Raw genomic sequence first — 16,465 nt, 5'->3', positions numbered from 1 at the left:
CGTCCTCGCTCCGTTTACGTTGGAGCGAACACCCATGGCAGACATCCCCGCCCGCACCGAAATCGGCGTCACGACTGGGCCAATTCGCGGCTCGCGGAAAATCCATGTCGGCGAATGGCGGGTCGCGATGCGCGAGATCATGCTCGAGCCGTCGAGCGGCGAGGCGCCTCTGCGCGTCTACGACACCTCGGGCCCCTATACCGATCCCAAGGCGATCATCGACATCAATGCCGGCCTGCCGTCGCTCCGCCGCGACTGGATCGTCGGCCGCGGTGACGTCGAAAGCTATGACGCGCGCGAGATCAAGCCGGAGGATAACGGCCTGTCCGGCCCGGACCGCTCCGCCGGCGTGCCGCAATTCCCGAACGTCGTGAAGCGCCCGTTGCGCGCCAAGGCCGGCCATAATGTCAGCCAGATGCACTATGCCCGCAAAGGCATCATCACGCCCGAGATGGAATATGTCGCGATCCGCGAGAATATGGGCCGGGCCGCCGCCAAGGAGCAGCTGATCCGCGACGGCCAGTCCTGGGGCGCCTCGATCCCCGATCACGTCACACCCGAATTCGTCCGGGACGAGGTTGCGCGCGGCCGCGCGATCATCCCCACCAACATCAATCACCCAGAATCGGAGCCGATGGCGATCGGCCGCAACTTCCTCGTCAAGATCAACGCCAATATCGGCAACAGCGCCGTCGCCTCGAACGTCGCGGCGGAAGTCGACAAGATGGTCTGGTCGATCCGCTGGGGTGCCGACACGGTGATGGACCTGTCGACCGGCCGCAACATCCACGACACGCGCGAATGGATCCTGCGCAACAGCCCCGTGCCGATCGGCACCGTGCCGATCTACCAGGCGCTGGAAAAGGTCGGCGGCGTCGCCGAGGACCTGACCTGGGACATTTTCCGCGACACGCTGATCGAGCAGGCCGAACAGGGCGTCGACTATTTCACCATCCACGCCGGCGTGCGCCTGGCCTATGTCCCGATGACGGCGAAGCGCGTGACGGGCATCGTCAGCCGCGGCGGTTCGATCATGGCGAAATGGTGCCTCGCGCACCACAAGGAGAGCTTCCTCTACGAGCGCTTCGACGAGATCACCGAGATCATGAAGGCCTATGACATCGCCTATTCGCTCGGCGACGGCCTGCGCCCCGGCAGCATCGCCGACGCCAATGACGAAGCGCAGTTCAGCGAACTCTACACGCTCGGCGAACTCACCCACCGCGCCTGGAAGGAAGACGTCCAGGTCATGATCGAAGGCCCCGGCCATGTGCCGATGCACAAGATCAAGGAGAATATGGACAAGCAGCTCGAGGTCTGCGGCGAAGCGCCCTTCTACACGCTTGGCCCGCTCACCACCGATATCGCGCCGGGCTACGATCACATCACCAGCGGCATCGGCGCCGCGATGATCGGCTGGTACGGCACGGCGATGCTTTGCTACGTCACCCCCAAGGAGCATCTCGGCCTGCCCGACCGCGACGATGTGAAGGTCGGTGTCGTCACCTACAAGCTCGCCGCCCATGCCGCCGATCTCGCCAAGGGCCACCCGGCCGCGAAGCTGCGCGACGACGCGCTGAGCCGCGCCCGTTTCGAATTCCGCTGGCGCGACCAGTTCAATCTGTCGCTCGATCCCGACACGGCGGAGCAGTACCACGACCAGACGCTCCCAGCAGAAGGCGCCAAGACCGCGCATTTCTGCTCGATGTGTGGCCCGAAATTCTGCTCGATGAAGATCACGCAGGAGGTGCGCGACTTCGCGGCAAAGCAGAATAGCGGCGTGGACAGCTTCCTTGCCGCGACGCCTGCCCAGCAGGGTGATGAAGCGCGTGCACGTTTCGCGAATGCCGATGCGGAAAAGGGCATGGACGAGATGAGCGAGAAGTTCCGCCAGACCGGCAGCGAGATCTACCTGCCGGCAGCCGAATAAGACCGTTCTATGCTCCTCTCCCTGCGGAGCAGGGAGAGGATGGCTATTCGCTCGTCGAATGCCAGTACTGTAATAGCTGGTCTGTGAGCTGCGCGTTTGAGGGGCATCAGCGCAAATATACGCCTTCAAGTCCGATTGGGAGAAGGTCTATATTGCGAATCCGTGGCTTGATAGCGCTTCATTTACCAAGCGAACAAAATCAACAGGGTCGTTGAAGTAGTTTCTATAAGCACTTCTGACTTGGCTGGGATTGTCCGCCCGCACGTAAACGGCATTGAGACTATCTGAATTGCTCTCAAGTTCGGATGCCTTTTCAATGGCGTCCGTGGGGCTGGAGAATGTAAGAATCTCAAGTCCAAGAGAACCTTCTGGCTCTCTATAGACATTTAGCACGTTGTGGCGTTTGATCTTATCGAATCCACCGGCAACCTTTAGCGCATGTAGTCGCTGAAGAATTCCAAGCTTCTTTTCCAATTTTATGAACTGATCACAAAGTTCCTCTGTTTCCAGCTCAACTAGCGCATTTGCTATCCCTTCATGGAATCTGGCGAGTATCTCGCTAGCTAGCGAAAAGAACTTCACTCTATCGGTATCATCAAGATCAAATTTAGTTTTTTGACCGTCTACGATATCAGAGATTTCTAAGGCTGTCGCCCATGCGTGTTGTACACGAGTTCTGTATTGTACCTCAACCAATAGGCCGTGCCACGGCTCCGATTCTTTGCTGCCGCGCCTGTGCGCTCGTGGAAAATGCGCATAAACATCATGTATGCCACGGTATCCGCTGGCCTTCGGATGGTGGATATAGTTGTATTTGGAAGGGTCGTGACGTAATTTATGAACAACATGCTCCATCGATTTGGAGGAGTGTACATAATCACGAAAACGGGTGAGGTCTTCAAGCGTTTCAAATATAAGGCGGCATCCCGCAAAATCTTGCATGCTCGTTACATCTGACATCAGCGGGCGACCATCCGGATGCTGCCGAGTAATCTTATCTATAACGGTGCTTCTACGCTTTAGTCTTTGAGCAAATTCTATATTGCCGACGTACTTTTCGATTCTGCGCTTAAAAAAAATCTGAAACGTATTGATTACATACCCATGCGCCGCGCGCCATTGATCCACGAGTTGCAAATCGTTGTCAGAGCCCTTCCCATCGGCGATGGCTTTCCCTGCTCTGTTGACTTCTCGTTTCGATTGAGGTGGCGGAGGATATGTCGACATATAAGGCATTTAGAGAGAGAATCCTTGTCGATTGTCTGCGCTTCGGTACTTTGCTTTATATAGGCCCAATTAGCCATAATCCAAATCCGTGCCCTGAATTTCAGAGACGCAGTACCAAAAACATGCCGCCGGCTGATCGCTTCTAGCCAATCTCACGGCATGCAGGCGTTCAAACAGAAGCGCGACAAGAGGATGTCGCGGGCGGCAATTTTGAGAGTGCGTCAATTTCAGGGAGACGGCACTGAATTGACACGCCCTCTCGGTCTTGCCCATTCATTCCGCTATCGTTACAAAACCTCTCGCCGAGGCGCTCAACCAAGTATAACCTCCCAAAAACACAGGGGGCATGGCGATGATTCTCGGACTTTCGGTACCCGCGTTCACACAACTCCACACGCTCATCAGCCTGATCGGCATAGCGACAGGCCTGGTCTTTCTCGCGGGCCTGCTCCGCCGGCGATGGCTGAACGGCTGGAACCTCGGCTTCCTGATCTTCACCATCCTCACCAGCGTCACCGGCTTCTTCTTCCCGATCAAGGTCATTGGCCCGCCGCATATCGTCGGCGCGATCTCGCTGGTCGATCTCGCGGTGGCGCTGGTTGCCCTGTACGGCTTTAAGCGCTCGGGCATCTGGCGCGCCGTCTATACGGTCACTGCGGTTATCGCGCTCTACCTCAACGTCTTTGTCGGGGTCGTACAGGCGTTCCAGAAGATCCCCTTCCTCAACGCCTTCGCACCGACCGGCAGCGAGCCCCCCTTTGCGATCGCGCAAGGCATCACGCTCATCGCCTTTATCGCGGCGGGCTTTTTCGCGGTGCGGAACCCCGCACCGCGCTGACGGCGGCGAAGACTTCGGGCAGTTCCGGATAGGGTGTCGGTTTAGGGAACGGGACGTCGCGGCTCAGCGCCGCCGCTTCCAGTCAAGCGACACCCCGATCCGCTGCCCCCAGCTTCCGTCCCAATCCGTCCGCAGCCCATGCGCCTGAAGCTGGGTGACGATGTCCTGGCCGATCGCGAGCGCGGCATCCTCGCCTTCCTCGCAGGCGCCATAGTTCAGATACAGGCCATCCCCCTCGACGGCTGAATCCGTGTCCTGCACATGATAAAAGGCATAGCCGCGCGTCGGCCCGCCCGTTTTGTGCACCGCCTCGATCTCGTCCCAGATCTCGCTCGATCCGCAGGTGCCGCAACAGGCGAAGTTCTGGCGCGCGATCACGCCCGTCTTTTCCAGCGCCTGGAAGGCATCGTCCAGCCGGTCGCAATCGGTCCGCGCCGGCCAGCGGCGCTGCGCATCCTTATGCTCGGCCAGCGCCTCACGCAGCAGGCGCTGCGCTTCGCGGCGCAGCACCGCCGGCTCGAAATCCTCCTCGAACGCGGCGACCGCATGGGTCAGGATCGCGTCTTCGTCATAAAAGGCGCTGGCGACATCGCGCCGGATCGAATCGCCCAGCTCGAGCAGTTTCTCGTCCGGTTCGGTATCAATGGTGATCGGCATACGTACGGTCGCCGCCTCGACTTTGCGGCGCCCGAACAGGCGATCGAACAGGGATTTCATACGGCCCTTCCCAAGCTCACGGACATCCGGCGGCATAGCCGGCGCCGGTGACGATATTCCAGTACCAATAATGATGGCACCACGCCGCAATTTCCAGAGGACGAGTGTCGCAACGGCCATTCGCCGGCTCTCCCGGCTTTAAGCGGGGTCCGCCCGGTCGCGCCGATCCCCGTCCTCGTCTTCGCCGTCCTCGCCTTCGCTGTCCTCCTCTTCGACATTCCGTTTGCCGACCTGTTCGATCACATCCTGTTTCCGCGGGTCGAACAACACCGAGAATGCCAGCCCCAGGGCAAGGGCCGCGCCGGCCATCCGCCCCTTGCCGCGCGTCGATCTCTTGGTTGCGGCGACCAGGCGAGGCAGCAGGATGGCGAGGATCACGATCAGCCCGGCCGCGACAACCCATTCCATGAGCGTGCTCAGGCCAGCAGCGTGAAGGCGCTGCCGGCGATGCCGGCAAGGACCAGCAACGTGATCGCCAGCGGAAGGCGGTTGCTGCCCCGCAACGCCGCGACGTACCGGGAGATCAGCGCGTCGTCGCGGCGACCGGTGGCCGCCCATGCGATCAGCACGATCCACAGGATGAACGACATCAGCGTCAGGGGGCTGAGCTTGCAGATCAGGCGCCGCTCCGGATGCCGGCGGATCAGGGCGATGAGGGCAGGCGCGGCAAGATAGGCGCCCAGGCCCGCCAGAAGGGCCAGGAGCGGAAGAGCGCCATGGGGCATGATCATGTCTTTCGGCCTTATTCGGGCCTGAACGGGTTCAGGAAAAGCGTCTCGACCGGCATGTCGAAAAAGGCGGCGAGCTTGTACGCCAGCGGCAGCGACGGATCATATTTGTCGGCCTCGACCGCGTTGATGGTCTGGCGCGACACGTCCATCCGGTCGGCGAGTTCCCCCTGGCTCAGGCCCCGGGCGGTCCGCTCTTCGCGCAACCGGTTCTTCATGGCGTTTCCGCCCGATGGTGAATCCACCATCCCAGCCGCCACACCACATAGCCCCCGAATTGCAGAAGCCAGACAAGCGCGGCGCCGGCGAATACCGGGCTCCGCGCACCGCCCATTGCGAGCGCCAGCAGCAACCCCAGCCCGCCACCGAAACCGCCGCCCCAATACCAGCCGAGCAGGCGACTATCCCGCTCCATATGATCGAGCCTGCGCCACCGCGGTAACGCCGCGACGAACGCCCCGGCCAGCACGGTAACGGCAATCATGACGGCCACGGGACTTGAAGCGCCGATCCCGAACAGGCCGAACAGCCCTCCTGCCACCGCCGCCGCGATGATCGACAGGGCCGTGGTCGACCAGATTGCCTTGCGTCGTTCTCCGACATGCATCGTCTTTCTCCCAATGTGTAAAAGATATTTGACAGCTGGGGATGATGTCAAACTCTTTTTACAACTTGGGGCGGCATTCCTCCGGGGGGTTGAGGGCTTTCCCATATTTGACTCGGCCGTTCTGCGCCGCGCATCGCGCCGGCAACAACGGACGTGCGCCACGGGCAACGGGCCGGTCTCGTGGCGTGGTGCGACGGCGGGCGTCGTTGTCCGCTGGCTCATGCTTCGGTCGCGCTCGATACCGGTACCGGCACTGCGCAATCTCGAGTGCCTGCGCCTCGCCCGCGCCTGTCACCCGGTACACCAGCCGATGCTAGCGCCCGATGCGCCGTGACTACCGCGTCGCCTCCGTCCCCAGGCCCGCCAGCTTCGTCCGGTACTCGGCCACCACTGCCGCATCGGCATCCGCCCCGTGCTGCGCGAGGAAAGCGATCAGCGCGGCGCGATATTGCGCGCGGAATCGGGCGTTGCCGGGCGACGCCGCCAGTTTTGCCGCCGCCGTCTCCACCGGCTCCCGGTCGTCGGCAACCTGGCGCTTGCGGCCATAGCGCGACTGGTCGACCATGATGGCGATGTTGCGCGGATAGCCGGGCACATATTTGACCGCGAAGCGCTCGCCCTCGGGCGGGATCAGGATTTCGTTGCGCCAGGGATAGATGGACGCAGACATGGTGTCGAAGCTGGTCTCCACATCATGCCCGTCGGCCGTTCGCACCACGGCCTCATAATACCAGATCGGGCTGTCGTTCAGCGTCGAGCTCGTCTCCTCCGCATGCACGATCACCGCGCTGCCCGTGACGCCCGCCGCGTTGACGAAGGCAGCATTCGCCGCCGAGGCGAAGAACGGGCTTATCGCGCCGAGGACCAGCCCCGGCACGCCGAGGAACAGCCATCCGCCCCGTCCGGTCAGCCTGGCCAGCAGCCACCCGATCGCCAACAGGGTCAGCGGGTAGAGCGGCAGCGCGAGAAGGGAATGCTGGGTGAGGAAATAGAAGACCGCGGAAAGGGCACCCATTTACGTCTCCACCTCCGCCGCTACGGGGTGGTCAGCCTATGAATGTCGCACCCATGGCCGTCAATCGACCGGTTACCGGCCGGACGCCGGGGCGTGTACCGGCGGCGTCCGTCGTCCGCGCGGGTCGCCTGCTTCAGCCGGGGGCGCCCTCGCTCATCCCGAACGATCGTGCCTGACGCACGCCGCGCAGGCCATAGCCCGGCGGGCGCGTTGCCGGCCCCGCACCACTCGTCGCTGGCGCCATGAACACGCTCTCCAGCGCGGCGCGATTGATTCCGTCGGGGGCAGAGCTGCACGGGAATTTCGTGCGCAGACCCTGCACCGTGGCCGCCTGCGCCAATGCCCGCTCCTTCAGCCGCTGGCCGACCGATTTGCGCACCGGCAGCCCGGCGACGATCTTGATCCAGCTGTTCCAGCTGATGCCGAGCCGGCGCATCACCTCCGCCTGCGACCCGACCAGCGGCTCCAGATCCTCCACCAGTTCGCGATTGACGATGCACATTTCCGGTCGTCGCTGCATGATCTGCTTCCTCGAAGAGCACTGTCGATCCGGCCCGGGCGAACGCCCCGGCCCGGACAGTCCAGTCCAAACATCATCACCGACCGGCAGGTAGCGTTGCCGCATCCGCCGGAAGACACGATGCCCTGTCGGGGAGACGACTCTCCCCGCGGCAACCCTCTCCAAGAACATACCGCAATGAAGGCGGTTTATCCACAGATCGTCGCTGACGGAATCCCGGCTATATCTCGGGCAAATACCAGCCTGCTAAGGCATCGAGCCCGATATATACTATAGGATACAGATAATGGTGGCGATCCGCGGTGTTATTTTCTGTAGCGTGGTCGTTCGATGCCCGGTCCGCTGCAGCAGTGGACCGAACGTCATGGTGATATCAGATCAGCCATGACGTTTCTCATCAAAACGGCGCTATTTTGGCTGATGGTACGTGAAATTCATGCCTAAAGACCAAAATTGCGCAGGATTCTGGCGCAGTGCGGACCCAAGGCTTTAAAAAGAGATTCGGGTGCGGCGGGGATTCCCCACGATCACGTTCAGGGTCGATCGGTCGGAATGCCGCCGGGACCCACTACCCTGATTCAATTGTCGCCAGATCCGCTCCATCACCCACGCAGAACGGCGCCACGACATTGCAAAATCCCGGATATCGGTTCTTGTTATGTCGAGGCTATCCGGACGCATTATCCCAGCAACGGACGGGGGGAACCAAGATGCCGCGCACCAGAATCACCGATCATTTCTTCCTGGATGAATTCCTCGTGTCGGATACCGCGGAAAAATTCGGTATCGCCAACACCCCGACCGACGAACACCTTGTAAATATCGAGAAATATCTTGCGCCGGGACTCGAAAAGGCGCGCGGGTTTCTCGATGGCCGGGCGATCGTCATCACCTCGGCGTACCGCAATCCGAAGATCAACAAGATCGTCGGCGGTACGCCTACCTCGGCACATCCCAAGGGCTATGCCGCCGATATCCGCGTGGCGGGGCTCACCCATTTCCAGGTCGCCCGCGCGCTCGCCGGGAGCAAGCTGAAGTTCGATCAACTCATCCTGGAGATCAGCCGCAATATCGTGCACCTCTCCTTCGATACGCGCCTGCGTGGGCAGGTGAAGACCCAGGCCAAGGGGCCGGGCACCGAGATCGTCGACGGCCTGCCCTGACGGGGCATCGACACTCTCGGCTTCGCCCTCCTGAACGGCCAGGCCTGATCGGAGTCAGAGCCAGCCGGGCGAGTGGACCAGCTCCAGTTTCATCCCGTCCGGATCCTCGAAGAACACCGCGTAATAATCGCCCGAATATTCGGGGTAATGCGCCGGCGGATCGAGCACCTTGATCCCGCGTTCCACCAGCACGGCGTGCAGGCCATCGACATCGGCGCGGCTCGCGGCCCGCCAGGCGAGATGCTGAAGTCCCGGTGCATAGCGCTCGTGCCGATAGCCGGCGAGTGCCGGGTCGCAGGCCCGAAGTCCCAGCGAGGCACCGCGTCCATCGGGCCCCTTGTCCCATTCGCATCCCTCGGGCTTATCCTTGACGCAACGATAGCCCAGATAGTCGAGGACCGGGCCGTACACCGCCTTCGACGCCGCAAGGTCGCGCACGTTCAGGTCGATATGGTGGAATGCACCGCGATGGCTTTCCGTCATGCTCACTCTCCTCGGTCTCGCATGGGGAAAACCCTTGACCGGCCCCGGCGTTCAATTGGGCGGGGAGTGGCTAGAGCAGGATCTTTTTCGCCCGGACGAGATGGACCTTGGCATCGTCAAGGCCGTTGCTGCCGCCGTTGACGAGCTTGCGCACCTTCACCAGATCGTCGGCATCGGCCGCCGCGTTGATCTTCCGCGACGTCCAGTAAAGGCAGGCAAGGCGCACCGACATACCCGGGTCGGCCGCCAGGTCGGGCATGGTCAGCAACGGTATGTCGGTTTCCGCCTCGCGCGCGGTGTAGTTGTTTCGCCCGGTGAGCTGGATCAGCCCGCGCCCACGGAAATCCCAGCCGTCGCCGCTTGCCGGCGGGCCGTTGCCCATGCGGTTGCTATACACCTTCAGCGCCAGCGCTTCGGGCTTGTTGACAAAGCCCCTGGTCGATTGCTCGGTCGGGAAGACACTGGGCCAGACGGCCATCAACCCGGCAGCGGTGTAGCTGAGATTCTCGACCAGATATTTATACCCCTGGGTCTCGGTCGCCGTCTGCGCCAGGAAATGCGCCAGCCGCAGCTCGCTGACGATGCCGGCGCCCTTCAAATTGACCGCGCAGGCTGCGCCGATCGCCAGCCCGGCGGCGCCCAGATCGCGCCGCGCCATATAGCCGAACAAGGCGGCATAACTATTCCTGCCCAGCCCGCCATCGATTGTCTGATGATAGAATCCGGCATCGGCCAGCCGCTGCTGCAGTCGTTTGACGTCCATCCCCGTCCCCCGGTCGTTGCGGCATCGTCGCCGATTGCCGTGACAAGTCAATCAATCCGAGTCGCTGACTCGACTCGCACTCGCCTTATGGAACATATAGCGAACACGTTGAAGCGAGTCGGACTATCGCCATGCTGCACGGATATCATGATCGCCTGCTCCTCCTTCTTCGCCCACCCGTACCGGTGGCGAGGCATATCGACGCGGAGTGTCGCATCCTTGATCTCGGCAGACCGGTCAGGACCGACTATCTCCACATCACGCTCTTCAAGATGGATTTTCTCCCGCGCCTGCCGCTCTGGGCCGTCCCGCTGCTGCAAGAGATCGGCGCCTCGATTGTCTTCCCGCCCATTCGTATCGCGATGGATCGAATGAAGGGCGGCCCCAGATCGATCATGTTGCGGCCGAGCGAGAGAATCGAGGCCCTGTTCGACCTGCAGGCGCAACTGGCAGCGGCCATCGCCCGGGCCGATCGGTTGCGTGGGTACGTCTATCGCTTCAGCCCGCACATCACCCTCTTCTATCGGGACGGCAATCCGTTCGAGTGGGAGATCGATCCGATCAGCTGGCAGGCGGAGGAATTGCTGCTGGTGCATAGCCGGGTCGGGCGGACCGAGCATATCCTGCTCGATCGCTGGCCGCTGACCGGAACGCCCTCAGTTCAGCGCGGGCAGCGCCCAGTCGATCGGCTTCTGCCCATGGCTTTCCAGGAACGCATTGGCCTTGGAGAAATGCCGGGAGCCGAAAAAGCCGTTATGCGCCGATAGCGGGGAAGGATGGGCCGCCTTCAGTACCAGATGCCTTCCTCCGCGATCGACGCTGTCGACGAAGGCGGCTTTTTTCTGGGCGTAGCTGCCCCACAGCATGAACACGACCGGCTCGGGCTTCGCATTGACCAGCCGGATGACGGCGTCGGTGAACTTCTCCCACCCGCGGTCGCGGTGCGACGCGGCCATGCCCATCTGGACGGTCAGCACCGAATTGAGCAGCAGCACGCCCTGCTTCGCCCAATGTTCCAGAAAGCCGTGACGCGCCGGCTGGATGCCGAGGTCGCTCGCCATTTCCTTGTACATGTTGACCAGGCTCGGCGGCGGCCGGACGCCCGGCTGGACCGAGAAGCACAGGCCGTGCGCCTGCCCCTCGCCATGATAGGGGTCCTGCCCCAGGATCACGACGCGCACATCATCGAGTGCGGTCAGGTCGAGCGCGCGGAACCACTCATTCCCTTTGGGGAAGATGCGCTTGCCCGCTGCCTTTTCCGCAACGAGATAGGTTCTGAGCGCCGCCATATAGGGGCTGTCGAACTCGGGACGAAGCGGCTCGAGCCAGCTCGGATGGAGTTTGACGCTGTCGTTCATGAGCCCCGGCATGTCCGAACGGGGCAGCGCCTGTCAATCGCCCGCCTCGCTCGCCATCCGCGCATCGGCGTCGGCCGGCATGACACTCCGTCGCCCGAGCACAGGCAGCACATGGATGTCGAGATCAGCACCGGCCGGGCGATCGCGCCGGCCTCGAGCACTGACGCTGGGTCCTTGCGCCCAACGCCCGGCGAGGCGCCGGGCTAGCGCTTGCGCACGAACTCAGCGCGCAGCACCAGGCCCTTGATGCCGTCGTACCGGCAATCGATCTCCTGCGGATCGCCGGTCAGGCGGATCGATTTGATCAGCGTGCCGCGCTTGAGCGTCTGGCCCGCGCCCTTGACGGTCAGGTCCTTGATCAGGGTCACCTGATCGCCATCGACGAGCAGATTGCCCACCGAGTCGCGGACTTCGACCGTCTCGTCATTCGCGGTCTGTGCCTGCGCGTCGGCGGCACTGACCCACTCGCCGCTCGCTTCGTCATATACGAACGCGTCGTCATCACCGGCCATGGGATCAGTTCTTCAACGTGGTCATTTCGACCGCCTTGCCTTTGGTCGACGGGTTGGACGCATTCAGCTTCGGCGCCTTTTCCGCCTTTGGCTTGCGGACTTCCTTGTTGGATTTCTTCTGGCTCTTGGCCATGGCGGCAGTTCCTTTGCGGGCGGGTCGCCCAAGGGGATGCTACACGCTTCGCACCCGCGACGCCCGCATTATCGCTGCGGGCGGCGGGGCGATATCTTCAGCCGATCGCGCCGACGGCGGCGTACTGGCCGAAGAGGAGGAGGGCGGTCGTCGCGAAGGATGCGAAACCGATGACGAGGGAGCGAGTCATTTCAACGGATCTTTCGATTGGGTCTGCGTCCCGGCTCAGACGACCGGGACGACGGGGACGGCTGCACTGACCATCACTGCGGTGAAGAGCAGCGCGCCGAAAAAGGAGAGCGCCAGGTTCTGGGCATTCTGGAAGCGGATCGACATTGTTTCATTCCCTGATCTTGGCGATCCGGACCATCCGGCCGCCGATGCCAGGATGATTGCAGGGAGCGTGCCAAACACGCAAAGCATTGAAATTCCTGGATAGGTCCGATTTCTCGCTGGTCAAAAGGCGGAATCGGCGAAACGGGTTTGGGATTCTACGCCATTTGTTGGTGTCAGGGCGCGTCGGTTTTCAGCTGGTTCCGCCCGGCATGCTTGGCGGCATAGAGCAGGCGGTCGGCCCGGGCGAAAACGGTGCCCAGCCCTTCCACGCCTGCCGCCTCGCTCAGCCCGCCCGAGAAGGTGACGGCGCCAAGCGGCTCGTCCGATTCACGCAGCCGGTACCGTTTCGCCGCGACCGCGCTGCGCGCTTCCTCGAGTGTGGCGCGGGCGACCTGCAGGTCGACGCCCGAGAACAGCACGGCGAACTCCTCCCCGCCATAGCGTGCGACCATATGGCCTTCGCATGCCTTCACCAGTGCATCGCCGATCGCTTTCAATACCCGGTCGCCCACCGCATGGCCGAACCGGTCGTTGACCAGCTTGAAATGGTCGACGTCGCACACCGCGACGCAGATTTGCGCGCCCGTGCCGGCCTGGGCGGCATAGGCCTCTTCGAAGGCGCGCCGGTTGGGCAACGCGGTCAGCGGATCGCGCCGCGCATTGTCGCGCGCTTCCTCCAGCTTCGCGCGAAGCTCGCTCGCTTCGTGAGTCGCCTCTTCGAGCTTGGTCTCGGCGCTTTGGACGCGACCGAGCATGAGGCCGGTCAGCCGCACCACCTCGTCAACGCCGAGCACGTCGCGCGATTCGCGGATCGCATCTGCGCTTGCGGCCAGGTCGCGGCCGAAATCCTGGGTCTCGGCGCGGATCGCCTGCATCATGTCCGTGAAGCCCTCGACCTGCATCTGGGTCCGCGCGACAAGGCCGTCGGCGGCGTTTGGCGCACTCTCTGACGGGGCGGTCACTGCCAGTGCGCCGATCTCGCCACCGAGTGCCTCGATGTCGCGGCTGGACAGGCGGACCCCGCCATCGGTCAGCGATGCGACTGCCTGGGCCAGCGGCCCTTGCTGTTCTGTGCATACCCGATAGGCGAAGGCATAGTGGCGCGGGTCGGGACTCAGCCGGTGCTCGGACAGGAAATGGACGATGCGGTCAAACAGCAGGGCGCTATTATCCTCCACCATCGCCAACCGTACCGCGCCTGTTCCCGCCCTCACGATCCGCCACCCCCCGGAATCGACGCCCAGGGCATCGACCTAAAACACTATCGGGACGGATAGCGGACAACTGCTAATATCCGGTGACTGCACCATCCGGAAAGCCCCGCCCGCCTCGTAGTTTTACTTAGGCTAGCAAAGCGTACCGGTCCGGACGGGATTCCCATGGCGGTCGTGAGGGGCCGATCCAGCGCGACTTCCTGTAAAAAAGGCGATGAAACAGGAAGATGGGGACAATAGTCCGAAGTGGATGCAAGCGGATCGGAAAACTATGCTTGGACAGCACCTTCCCCGGGTGGCTTGATGCTGTGTAACGCCGTCAGGAGCTCTTGATGCCGTCTTCACGGTCCATAGATGGAGCGGGCATCGCGCCCATGTAGGGCGGGGTCATGAAGCTCCTCATGACGAATGCGATTCCCCAAAATGGGTAACGCGGATCGGGCTGGCGGATCCTAGGCTGCCCGGCTAGGCGGTGGCGATGCGTGTCACCGATGCAGAGATCGCCTTCGCCGAAACCCTTGCCGGCCTCGCCGGTGAGGCGATCAGGCCCTATTTCCGCGGCCTCCATGGCCTTGAGGCGAAGGATGACGCTTCACCCGTCACGCTGGCCGATCGCGCGGCCGAGGCGGCGATGCGTGCGGCGATCGAGGCGCGGTTCCCCGACGATGCCATCATCGGTGAGGAATATGGCGTGCGCGAAGGGAACAGCGGCCGGGCCTGGGTGCTCGACCCGATCGACGGCACCCGTGCGTTTATCTCGGGCCGCCCGATCTTCGGCACCCTGATCGCGCTTGTCGCCGATGGCTGGCCGGTGCTTGGCGTGATCGACCAGCCGATCCTGCGCGAGCGCTGGGTCGGCGTCATCGGCCGTCCGACCCTGTTCAACGGCAAGCCCGCCGCGACGCGGCGCTGCCCGGAGCTGTCCAAGGCGCTGCTCGCCACCACGTCGCCTGCCCTGTTCGGCGACGATCAGCTCCACGCTTTCGAGCATCTCGACGCGGCAGTGATGAGCACCGTGCTCGGCGGCGACTGCTATAACTATGCCTGCCTCGCCTCGGGCTGGCTCGATATCGTGGTCGAGGATGGTCTCAAGCTGCATGACTTCGCCGCGCTCGTCCCGGTCGTCGAAGGCGCCGGCGGCCGCATGTGCGACTGGTCGGGCGATCCGCTCACCGCCGACAGCATCGGCGAGGTCGTGGCAGCGGGCGATCCCGCCCGGATCGAGGATATCCTGGAAGTCCTGGCCTGCCGGGGACACTAGGCGAACTTCGAGCGAGGGACTGAACCTGTCACAGGAAATCGCTGGAGGCAGCGATCAGGCGGAGAGGAGAAGGGCGCGCCAGCACTTCTCCTTTCAGCCATGGCTCCCATCGAAGATGTAGGACCCGATGTACAGGTTGCACCCTATGATGCGGACCATGTGTTCAAGCAGGGCAAGTGCTTGCGACCGGAACGGCCCGCGATAGGATTACGCCTCGTCTCCCGTATAATTCACTAGTTCGTTCGCTGCATTAAACGAGCGCGATCCGAGTTAACAACGACTGCAGATTGTCCGGGCCATCATTAATCATTGTCGATGAATTGTGCCGGCGCCCTGCGCCGTAGTGACTGTCGCGCCGCCAGGGCCAATAGCCGTGACGATCGGCGTATGTTCAATGAATGTACCAACAAGGCGAGCTGCCCGACGAGGCTGGATAGCTGCAAACGCTTGCCCGAAAAAAGCCGGTATAGGACCATTTTGTTGCAGATTTGCACTCCGCCAAATGGCATTGTCATGCGGAAGTCGCCGGTCGAAGACTGGCTCGCCCGGTGGAGATTTCGCGCGTCGTTCGCTATGGCCCCGCATCGAACAGGGGGTGGTTCTTGAGCAGGGCTTCGACATACGAGACGTTGAATGGCGTAAGAGGCGTTGCGGCGATCTGCGTCGTAATTTTTCATATGCATGACAATTTTTGGCCACGCATGGCCGAGAGCGGCTATCTGGCGGTCGATATATTCTTCGTCCTGAGTGGGTTCGTGCTCGCAGACGCCTATGGCCGAAAACTCGTGACCGGAGAACTCTCGCCCGCCGAATTCGCGGTAAAGCGTCTCCGGCGATTTTACCCGCTTTATCTCGCTGGGCTTATCCTCGGTCTTGTCAAAGTCGTTTCGCAGCATGCAACCGGCAGCGAAAACGCATTGGATGTGTCCACCACGTTCAGCGCCATTATCCCTGCGCTCCTGTTTCTTCCCGCGATCGGCCCGGGCTTCCCGAATATTGCGCCACTCAATGTGCCGGGCTGGTCTCTGCTCTATGAATTTTGGATCAATGTCGTCTGGGCGTCAATTGCGCGACGCTTCGGGATACCTGTCCAGTTGATAACCCTCCTTTTGGYGGGCGTCGTATTTGCCACGTGCACCATAATCGTCGGGAACGCGAATCTTGGCCCAACCGCAAACGGGGTAGTGGGTGGGATTGCCCGGACGATCTTTTCATTCACGGCCGGCCTTCTCATTCATCGGACGAGGCCAGTCGTTCGTCGATCAGGGGTAATGTTGCCATTGTTCATGTTGTTCGCCGTCTTTTGCCTGCTGTTCGTTGAGGCAACCCCGGCCTGGAGAGTTTCATACGACCTCACTGTCGCCCTTTTTGTTTCACCCTTACTGGTGTTCGGCGCGGCACGAATCGATCCAGTGCCGGCAGTGCGGCCATTTTTCGCTTGGCTTGGCACGATTTCCTTCCCGCTTTATGCGATTCACGCGCCATTGATTGCGATGGGGATATTCGCGGTAAGGAAGATGCACCTCATGCCTGCCTTGGGCGGTATCGCACTTCTGAGCGGCATGCTTATGGCGGCATGGCTGGCCAGCTTCATGGACAATTGGCTGCAGAGGCGAATGCAAAGACAACCTCCCGGCGCATAGGCATTACCCGACAATGG

At 62.1% G+C, this 16,465-nt stretch carries 20 protein-coding genes; 6 read left to right on the top strand and 14 right to left on the bottom strand.

All coding sequences use genetic code 11. From position 1 onward, the window contains the following. The first annotated feature begins 34 nt into the window (after positions 1-34). Positions 35-1,930: a phosphomethylpyrimidine synthase ThiC gene (gene thiC / locus AC1DT7_RS01980; RefSeq protein WP_478033854.1), complete on the top strand. Its 1,896-nt coding sequence runs from the start codon at positions 35-37 to the stop codon at positions 1,928-1,930. Between the two features lie 147 nt (positions 1,931-2,077). On the opposite strand, the gene AC1DT7_RS01975 is transcribed toward thiC, so the two are convergent. Beyond that, entirely contained in the window at positions 2,078-3,166 is a 1,089-nt protein-coding gene (locus tag AC1DT7_RS01975; protein WP_478033852.1) for a hypothetical protein, read from the bottom strand. A 343-nt stretch (positions 3,167-3,509) separates the two neighbouring features. On the opposite strand from AC1DT7_RS01975, the gene AC1DT7_RS01970 reads away from it, so the two are divergent. Continuing rightward, a complete protein-coding gene (locus AC1DT7_RS01970; protein ID WP_478033851.1) occupies positions 3,510-3,995 on the top strand; it encodes a hypothetical protein in 486 nt (161 codons plus the stop codon). 63 nt (positions 3,996-4,058) lie between these two features. Here AC1DT7_RS01970 and AC1DT7_RS01965 read toward each other — a convergent pair whose 3' ends face one another. The 7 genes from AC1DT7_RS01965 to AC1DT7_RS01935 form a co-directional block, all read right to left on the bottom strand. Next, on the bottom strand, positions 4,059-4,712 hold the full coding sequence (locus AC1DT7_RS01965) for a DUF6891 domain-containing protein (RefSeq protein WP_478033850.1): 654 nt from the start codon (positions 4,710-4,712) through the stop codon (positions 4,059-4,061). Between the two features lie 138 nt (positions 4,713-4,850). Further along, positions 4,851-5,120, bottom strand: a complete 270-nt coding sequence (locus AC1DT7_RS01960) for a hypothetical protein (protein ID WP_478033849.1) — start codon at positions 5,118-5,120, stop codon at positions 4,851-4,853. An 8-nt stretch (positions 5,121-5,128) separates the two neighbouring features. Beyond that, complete coding sequence (locus AC1DT7_RS01955; RefSeq protein ID WP_478033848.1) at positions 5,129-5,443, bottom strand: hypothetical protein; 315 nt, start codon at positions 5,441-5,443, stop codon at positions 5,129-5,131. 11 nt (positions 5,444-5,454) lie between these two features. After that, entirely contained in the window at positions 5,455-5,658 is a 204-nt protein-coding gene (locus tag AC1DT7_RS01950) for a helix-turn-helix transcriptional regulator (protein WP_478033847.1), read from the bottom strand. Further along, positions 5,655-6,047 (bottom strand): hypothetical protein, encoded by a 393-nt coding sequence (locus AC1DT7_RS01945; protein WP_478033846.1) that lies wholly within the window; start codon positions 6,045-6,047, stop codon positions 5,655-5,657. The genes AC1DT7_RS01950 and AC1DT7_RS01945 overlap by 4 nt, the downstream gene beginning before the upstream one ends. Positions 6,048-6,381: 334 nt before the next feature. Further along, positions 6,382-7,062 (bottom strand): hypothetical protein, encoded by a 681-nt coding sequence (locus tag AC1DT7_RS01940; RefSeq protein ID WP_478033844.1) that lies wholly within the window; start codon positions 7,060-7,062, stop codon positions 6,382-6,384. A 133-nt stretch (positions 7,063-7,195) separates the two neighbouring features. Beyond that, on the bottom strand, positions 7,196-7,582 hold the full coding sequence (locus tag AC1DT7_RS01935) for a hypothetical protein (protein WP_478033843.1): 387 nt from the start codon (positions 7,580-7,582) through the stop codon (positions 7,196-7,198). 710 nt (positions 7,583-8,292) lie between these two features. On the opposite strand from AC1DT7_RS01935, the gene AC1DT7_RS01930 reads away from it, so the two are divergent. Then, positions 8,293-8,745, top strand: a complete 453-nt coding sequence (locus AC1DT7_RS01930; protein WP_478033842.1) for a D-Ala-D-Ala carboxypeptidase family metallohydrolase — start codon at positions 8,293-8,295, stop codon at positions 8,743-8,745. 54 nt (positions 8,746-8,799) lie between these two features. Here AC1DT7_RS01930 and AC1DT7_RS01925 read toward each other — a convergent pair whose 3' ends face one another. Together AC1DT7_RS01925 and AC1DT7_RS01920 are read right to left on the bottom strand one after the other, a co-directional pair. After that, entirely contained in the window at positions 8,800-9,228 is a 429-nt protein-coding gene (locus AC1DT7_RS01925; protein WP_478033841.1) for a VOC family protein, read from the bottom strand. 70 nt (positions 9,229-9,298) lie between these two features. Beyond that, a complete protein-coding gene (locus tag AC1DT7_RS01920; RefSeq protein ID WP_478033839.1) occupies positions 9,299-9,991 on the bottom strand; it encodes a glycoside hydrolase family 19 protein in 693 nt (230 codons plus the stop codon). Between the two features lie 131 nt (positions 9,992-10,122). Between AC1DT7_RS01920 and AC1DT7_RS01915 the strand changes: the two genes are divergently transcribed. Beyond that, positions 10,123-10,758 carry a 2'-5' RNA ligase family protein gene (locus AC1DT7_RS01915; protein WP_478033837.1) on the top strand — a complete coding sequence of 212 codons (636 nt, stop codon included), beginning with the start codon at positions 10,123-10,125 and terminating at the stop codon, positions 10,756-10,758. On the opposite strand, the gene ung is transcribed toward AC1DT7_RS01915, so the two are convergent. The 4 genes from ung to AC1DT7_RS01895 form a co-directional block, all read right to left on the bottom strand. Next, positions 10,648-11,349, bottom strand: a complete 702-nt coding sequence (gene ung, locus AC1DT7_RS01910; protein WP_478033836.1) for a uracil-DNA glycosylase — start codon at positions 11,347-11,349, stop codon at positions 10,648-10,650. The genes AC1DT7_RS01915 and ung overlap by 111 nt on opposite strands. Positions 11,350-11,552: 203 nt before the next feature. Further along, a complete protein-coding gene (locus tag AC1DT7_RS01905; RefSeq protein ID WP_478033835.1) occupies positions 11,553-11,861 on the bottom strand; it encodes an alkylphosphonate utilization protein in 309 nt (102 codons plus the stop codon). Positions 11,862-11,865: 4 nt separating this feature from the next. Beyond that, a complete protein-coding gene (locus AC1DT7_RS01900) occupies positions 11,866-11,994 on the bottom strand; it encodes a hypothetical protein (RefSeq protein ID WP_478033834.1) in 129 nt (42 codons plus the stop codon). Positions 11,995-12,503: 509 nt separating this feature from the next. After that, positions 12,504-13,544, bottom strand: coding sequence for a GGDEF domain-containing protein (locus tag AC1DT7_RS01895; protein ID WP_478033833.1), 1,041 nt, complete (start codon positions 13,542-13,544; stop codon positions 12,504-12,506). A 478-nt stretch (positions 13,545-14,022) separates the two neighbouring features. On the opposite strand from AC1DT7_RS01895, the gene hisN reads away from it, so the two are divergent. Continuing rightward, positions 14,023-14,805: a histidinol-phosphatase gene (gene hisN / locus AC1DT7_RS01890; protein WP_478033832.1), complete on the top strand. Its 783-nt coding sequence runs from the start codon at positions 14,023-14,025 to the stop codon at positions 14,803-14,805. A 602-nt stretch (positions 14,806-15,407) separates the two neighbouring features. Next, positions 15,408-16,448 (top strand): acyltransferase family protein, encoded by a 1,041-nt coding sequence (locus AC1DT7_RS01885; protein ID WP_478033831.1) that lies wholly within the window; start codon positions 15,408-15,410, stop codon positions 16,446-16,448. Positions 16,449-16,465: the final 17 nt, after the last annotated feature.

The sequence above is a fragment of the Sphingomonas sp. P3_C6 genome, assembly GCF_056402595.1.
This window is presented reverse-complemented; position numbering and strand designations above follow the sequence as displayed.

What these genes read in the sequence shown, in the direction of transcription:
- thiC (WP_478033854.1), top strand. Translation starts at nt 35, where the DNA reads ATGGCAGACATCCCCGCCCGCACCGAAATCGGCGTCACGACTGGGCCA.
- AC1DT7_RS01975 (WP_478033852.1), bottom strand. Translation starts at nt 3,166, where the DNA reads ATGCCTTATATGTCGACATATCCTCCGCCACCTCAATCGAAACGAGAA.
- AC1DT7_RS01970 (WP_478033851.1), top strand. Translation starts at nt 3,510, where the DNA reads ATGATTCTCGGACTTTCGGTACCCGCGTTCACACAACTCCACACGCTC.
- AC1DT7_RS01965 (WP_478033850.1), bottom strand. Translation starts at nt 4,712, where the DNA reads ATGAAATCCCTGTTCGATCGCCTGTTCGGGCGCCGCAAAGTCGAGGCG.
- AC1DT7_RS01960 (WP_478033849.1), bottom strand. Translation starts at nt 5,120, where the DNA reads ATGGAATGGGTTGTCGCGGCCGGGCTGATCGTGATCCTCGCCATCCTG.
- AC1DT7_RS01955 (WP_478033848.1), bottom strand. Translation starts at nt 5,443, where the DNA reads ATGATCATGCCCCATGGCGCTCTTCCGCTCCTGGCCCTTCTGGCGGGC.
- AC1DT7_RS01950 (WP_478033847.1), bottom strand. Translation starts at nt 5,658, where the DNA reads ATGAAGAACCGGTTGCGCGAAGAGCGGACCGCCCGGGGCCTGAGCCAG.
- AC1DT7_RS01945 (WP_478033846.1), bottom strand. Translation starts at nt 6,047, where the DNA reads ATGCATGTCGGAGAACGACGCAAGGCAATCTGGTCGACCACGGCCCTG.
- AC1DT7_RS01940 (WP_478033844.1), bottom strand. Translation starts at nt 7,062, where the DNA reads ATGGGTGCCCTTTCCGCGGTCTTCTATTTCCTCACCCAGCATTCCCTT.
- AC1DT7_RS01935 (WP_478033843.1), bottom strand. Translation starts at nt 7,582, where the DNA reads ATGCAGCGACGACCGGAAATGTGCATCGTCAATCGCGAACTGGTGGAG.
- AC1DT7_RS01930 (WP_478033842.1), top strand. Translation starts at nt 8,293, where the DNA reads ATGCCGCGCACCAGAATCACCGATCATTTCTTCCTGGATGAATTCCTC.
- AC1DT7_RS01925 (WP_478033841.1), bottom strand. Translation starts at nt 9,228, where the DNA reads ATGACGGAAAGCCATCGCGGTGCATTCCACCATATCGACCTGAACGTG.
- AC1DT7_RS01920 (WP_478033839.1), bottom strand. Translation starts at nt 9,991, where the DNA reads ATGGACGTCAAACGACTGCAGCAGCGGCTGGCCGATGCCGGATTCTAT.
- AC1DT7_RS01915 (WP_478033837.1), top strand. Translation starts at nt 10,123, where the DNA reads ATGCTGCACGGATATCATGATCGCCTGCTCCTCCTTCTTCGCCCACCC.
- ung (WP_478033836.1), bottom strand. Translation starts at nt 11,349, where the DNA reads ATGAACGACAGCGTCAAACTCCATCCGAGCTGGCTCGAGCCGCTTCGT.
- AC1DT7_RS01905 (WP_478033835.1), bottom strand. Translation starts at nt 11,861, where the DNA reads ATGGCCGGTGATGACGACGCGTTCGTATATGACGAAGCGAGCGGCGAG.
- AC1DT7_RS01900 (WP_478033834.1), bottom strand. Translation starts at nt 11,994, where the DNA reads ATGGCCAAGAGCCAGAAGAAATCCAACAAGGAAGTCCGCAAGCCAAAG.
- hisN (WP_478033832.1), top strand. Translation starts at nt 14,023, where the DNA reads ATGCGTGTCACCGATGCAGAGATCGCCTTCGCCGAAACCCTTGCCGGC.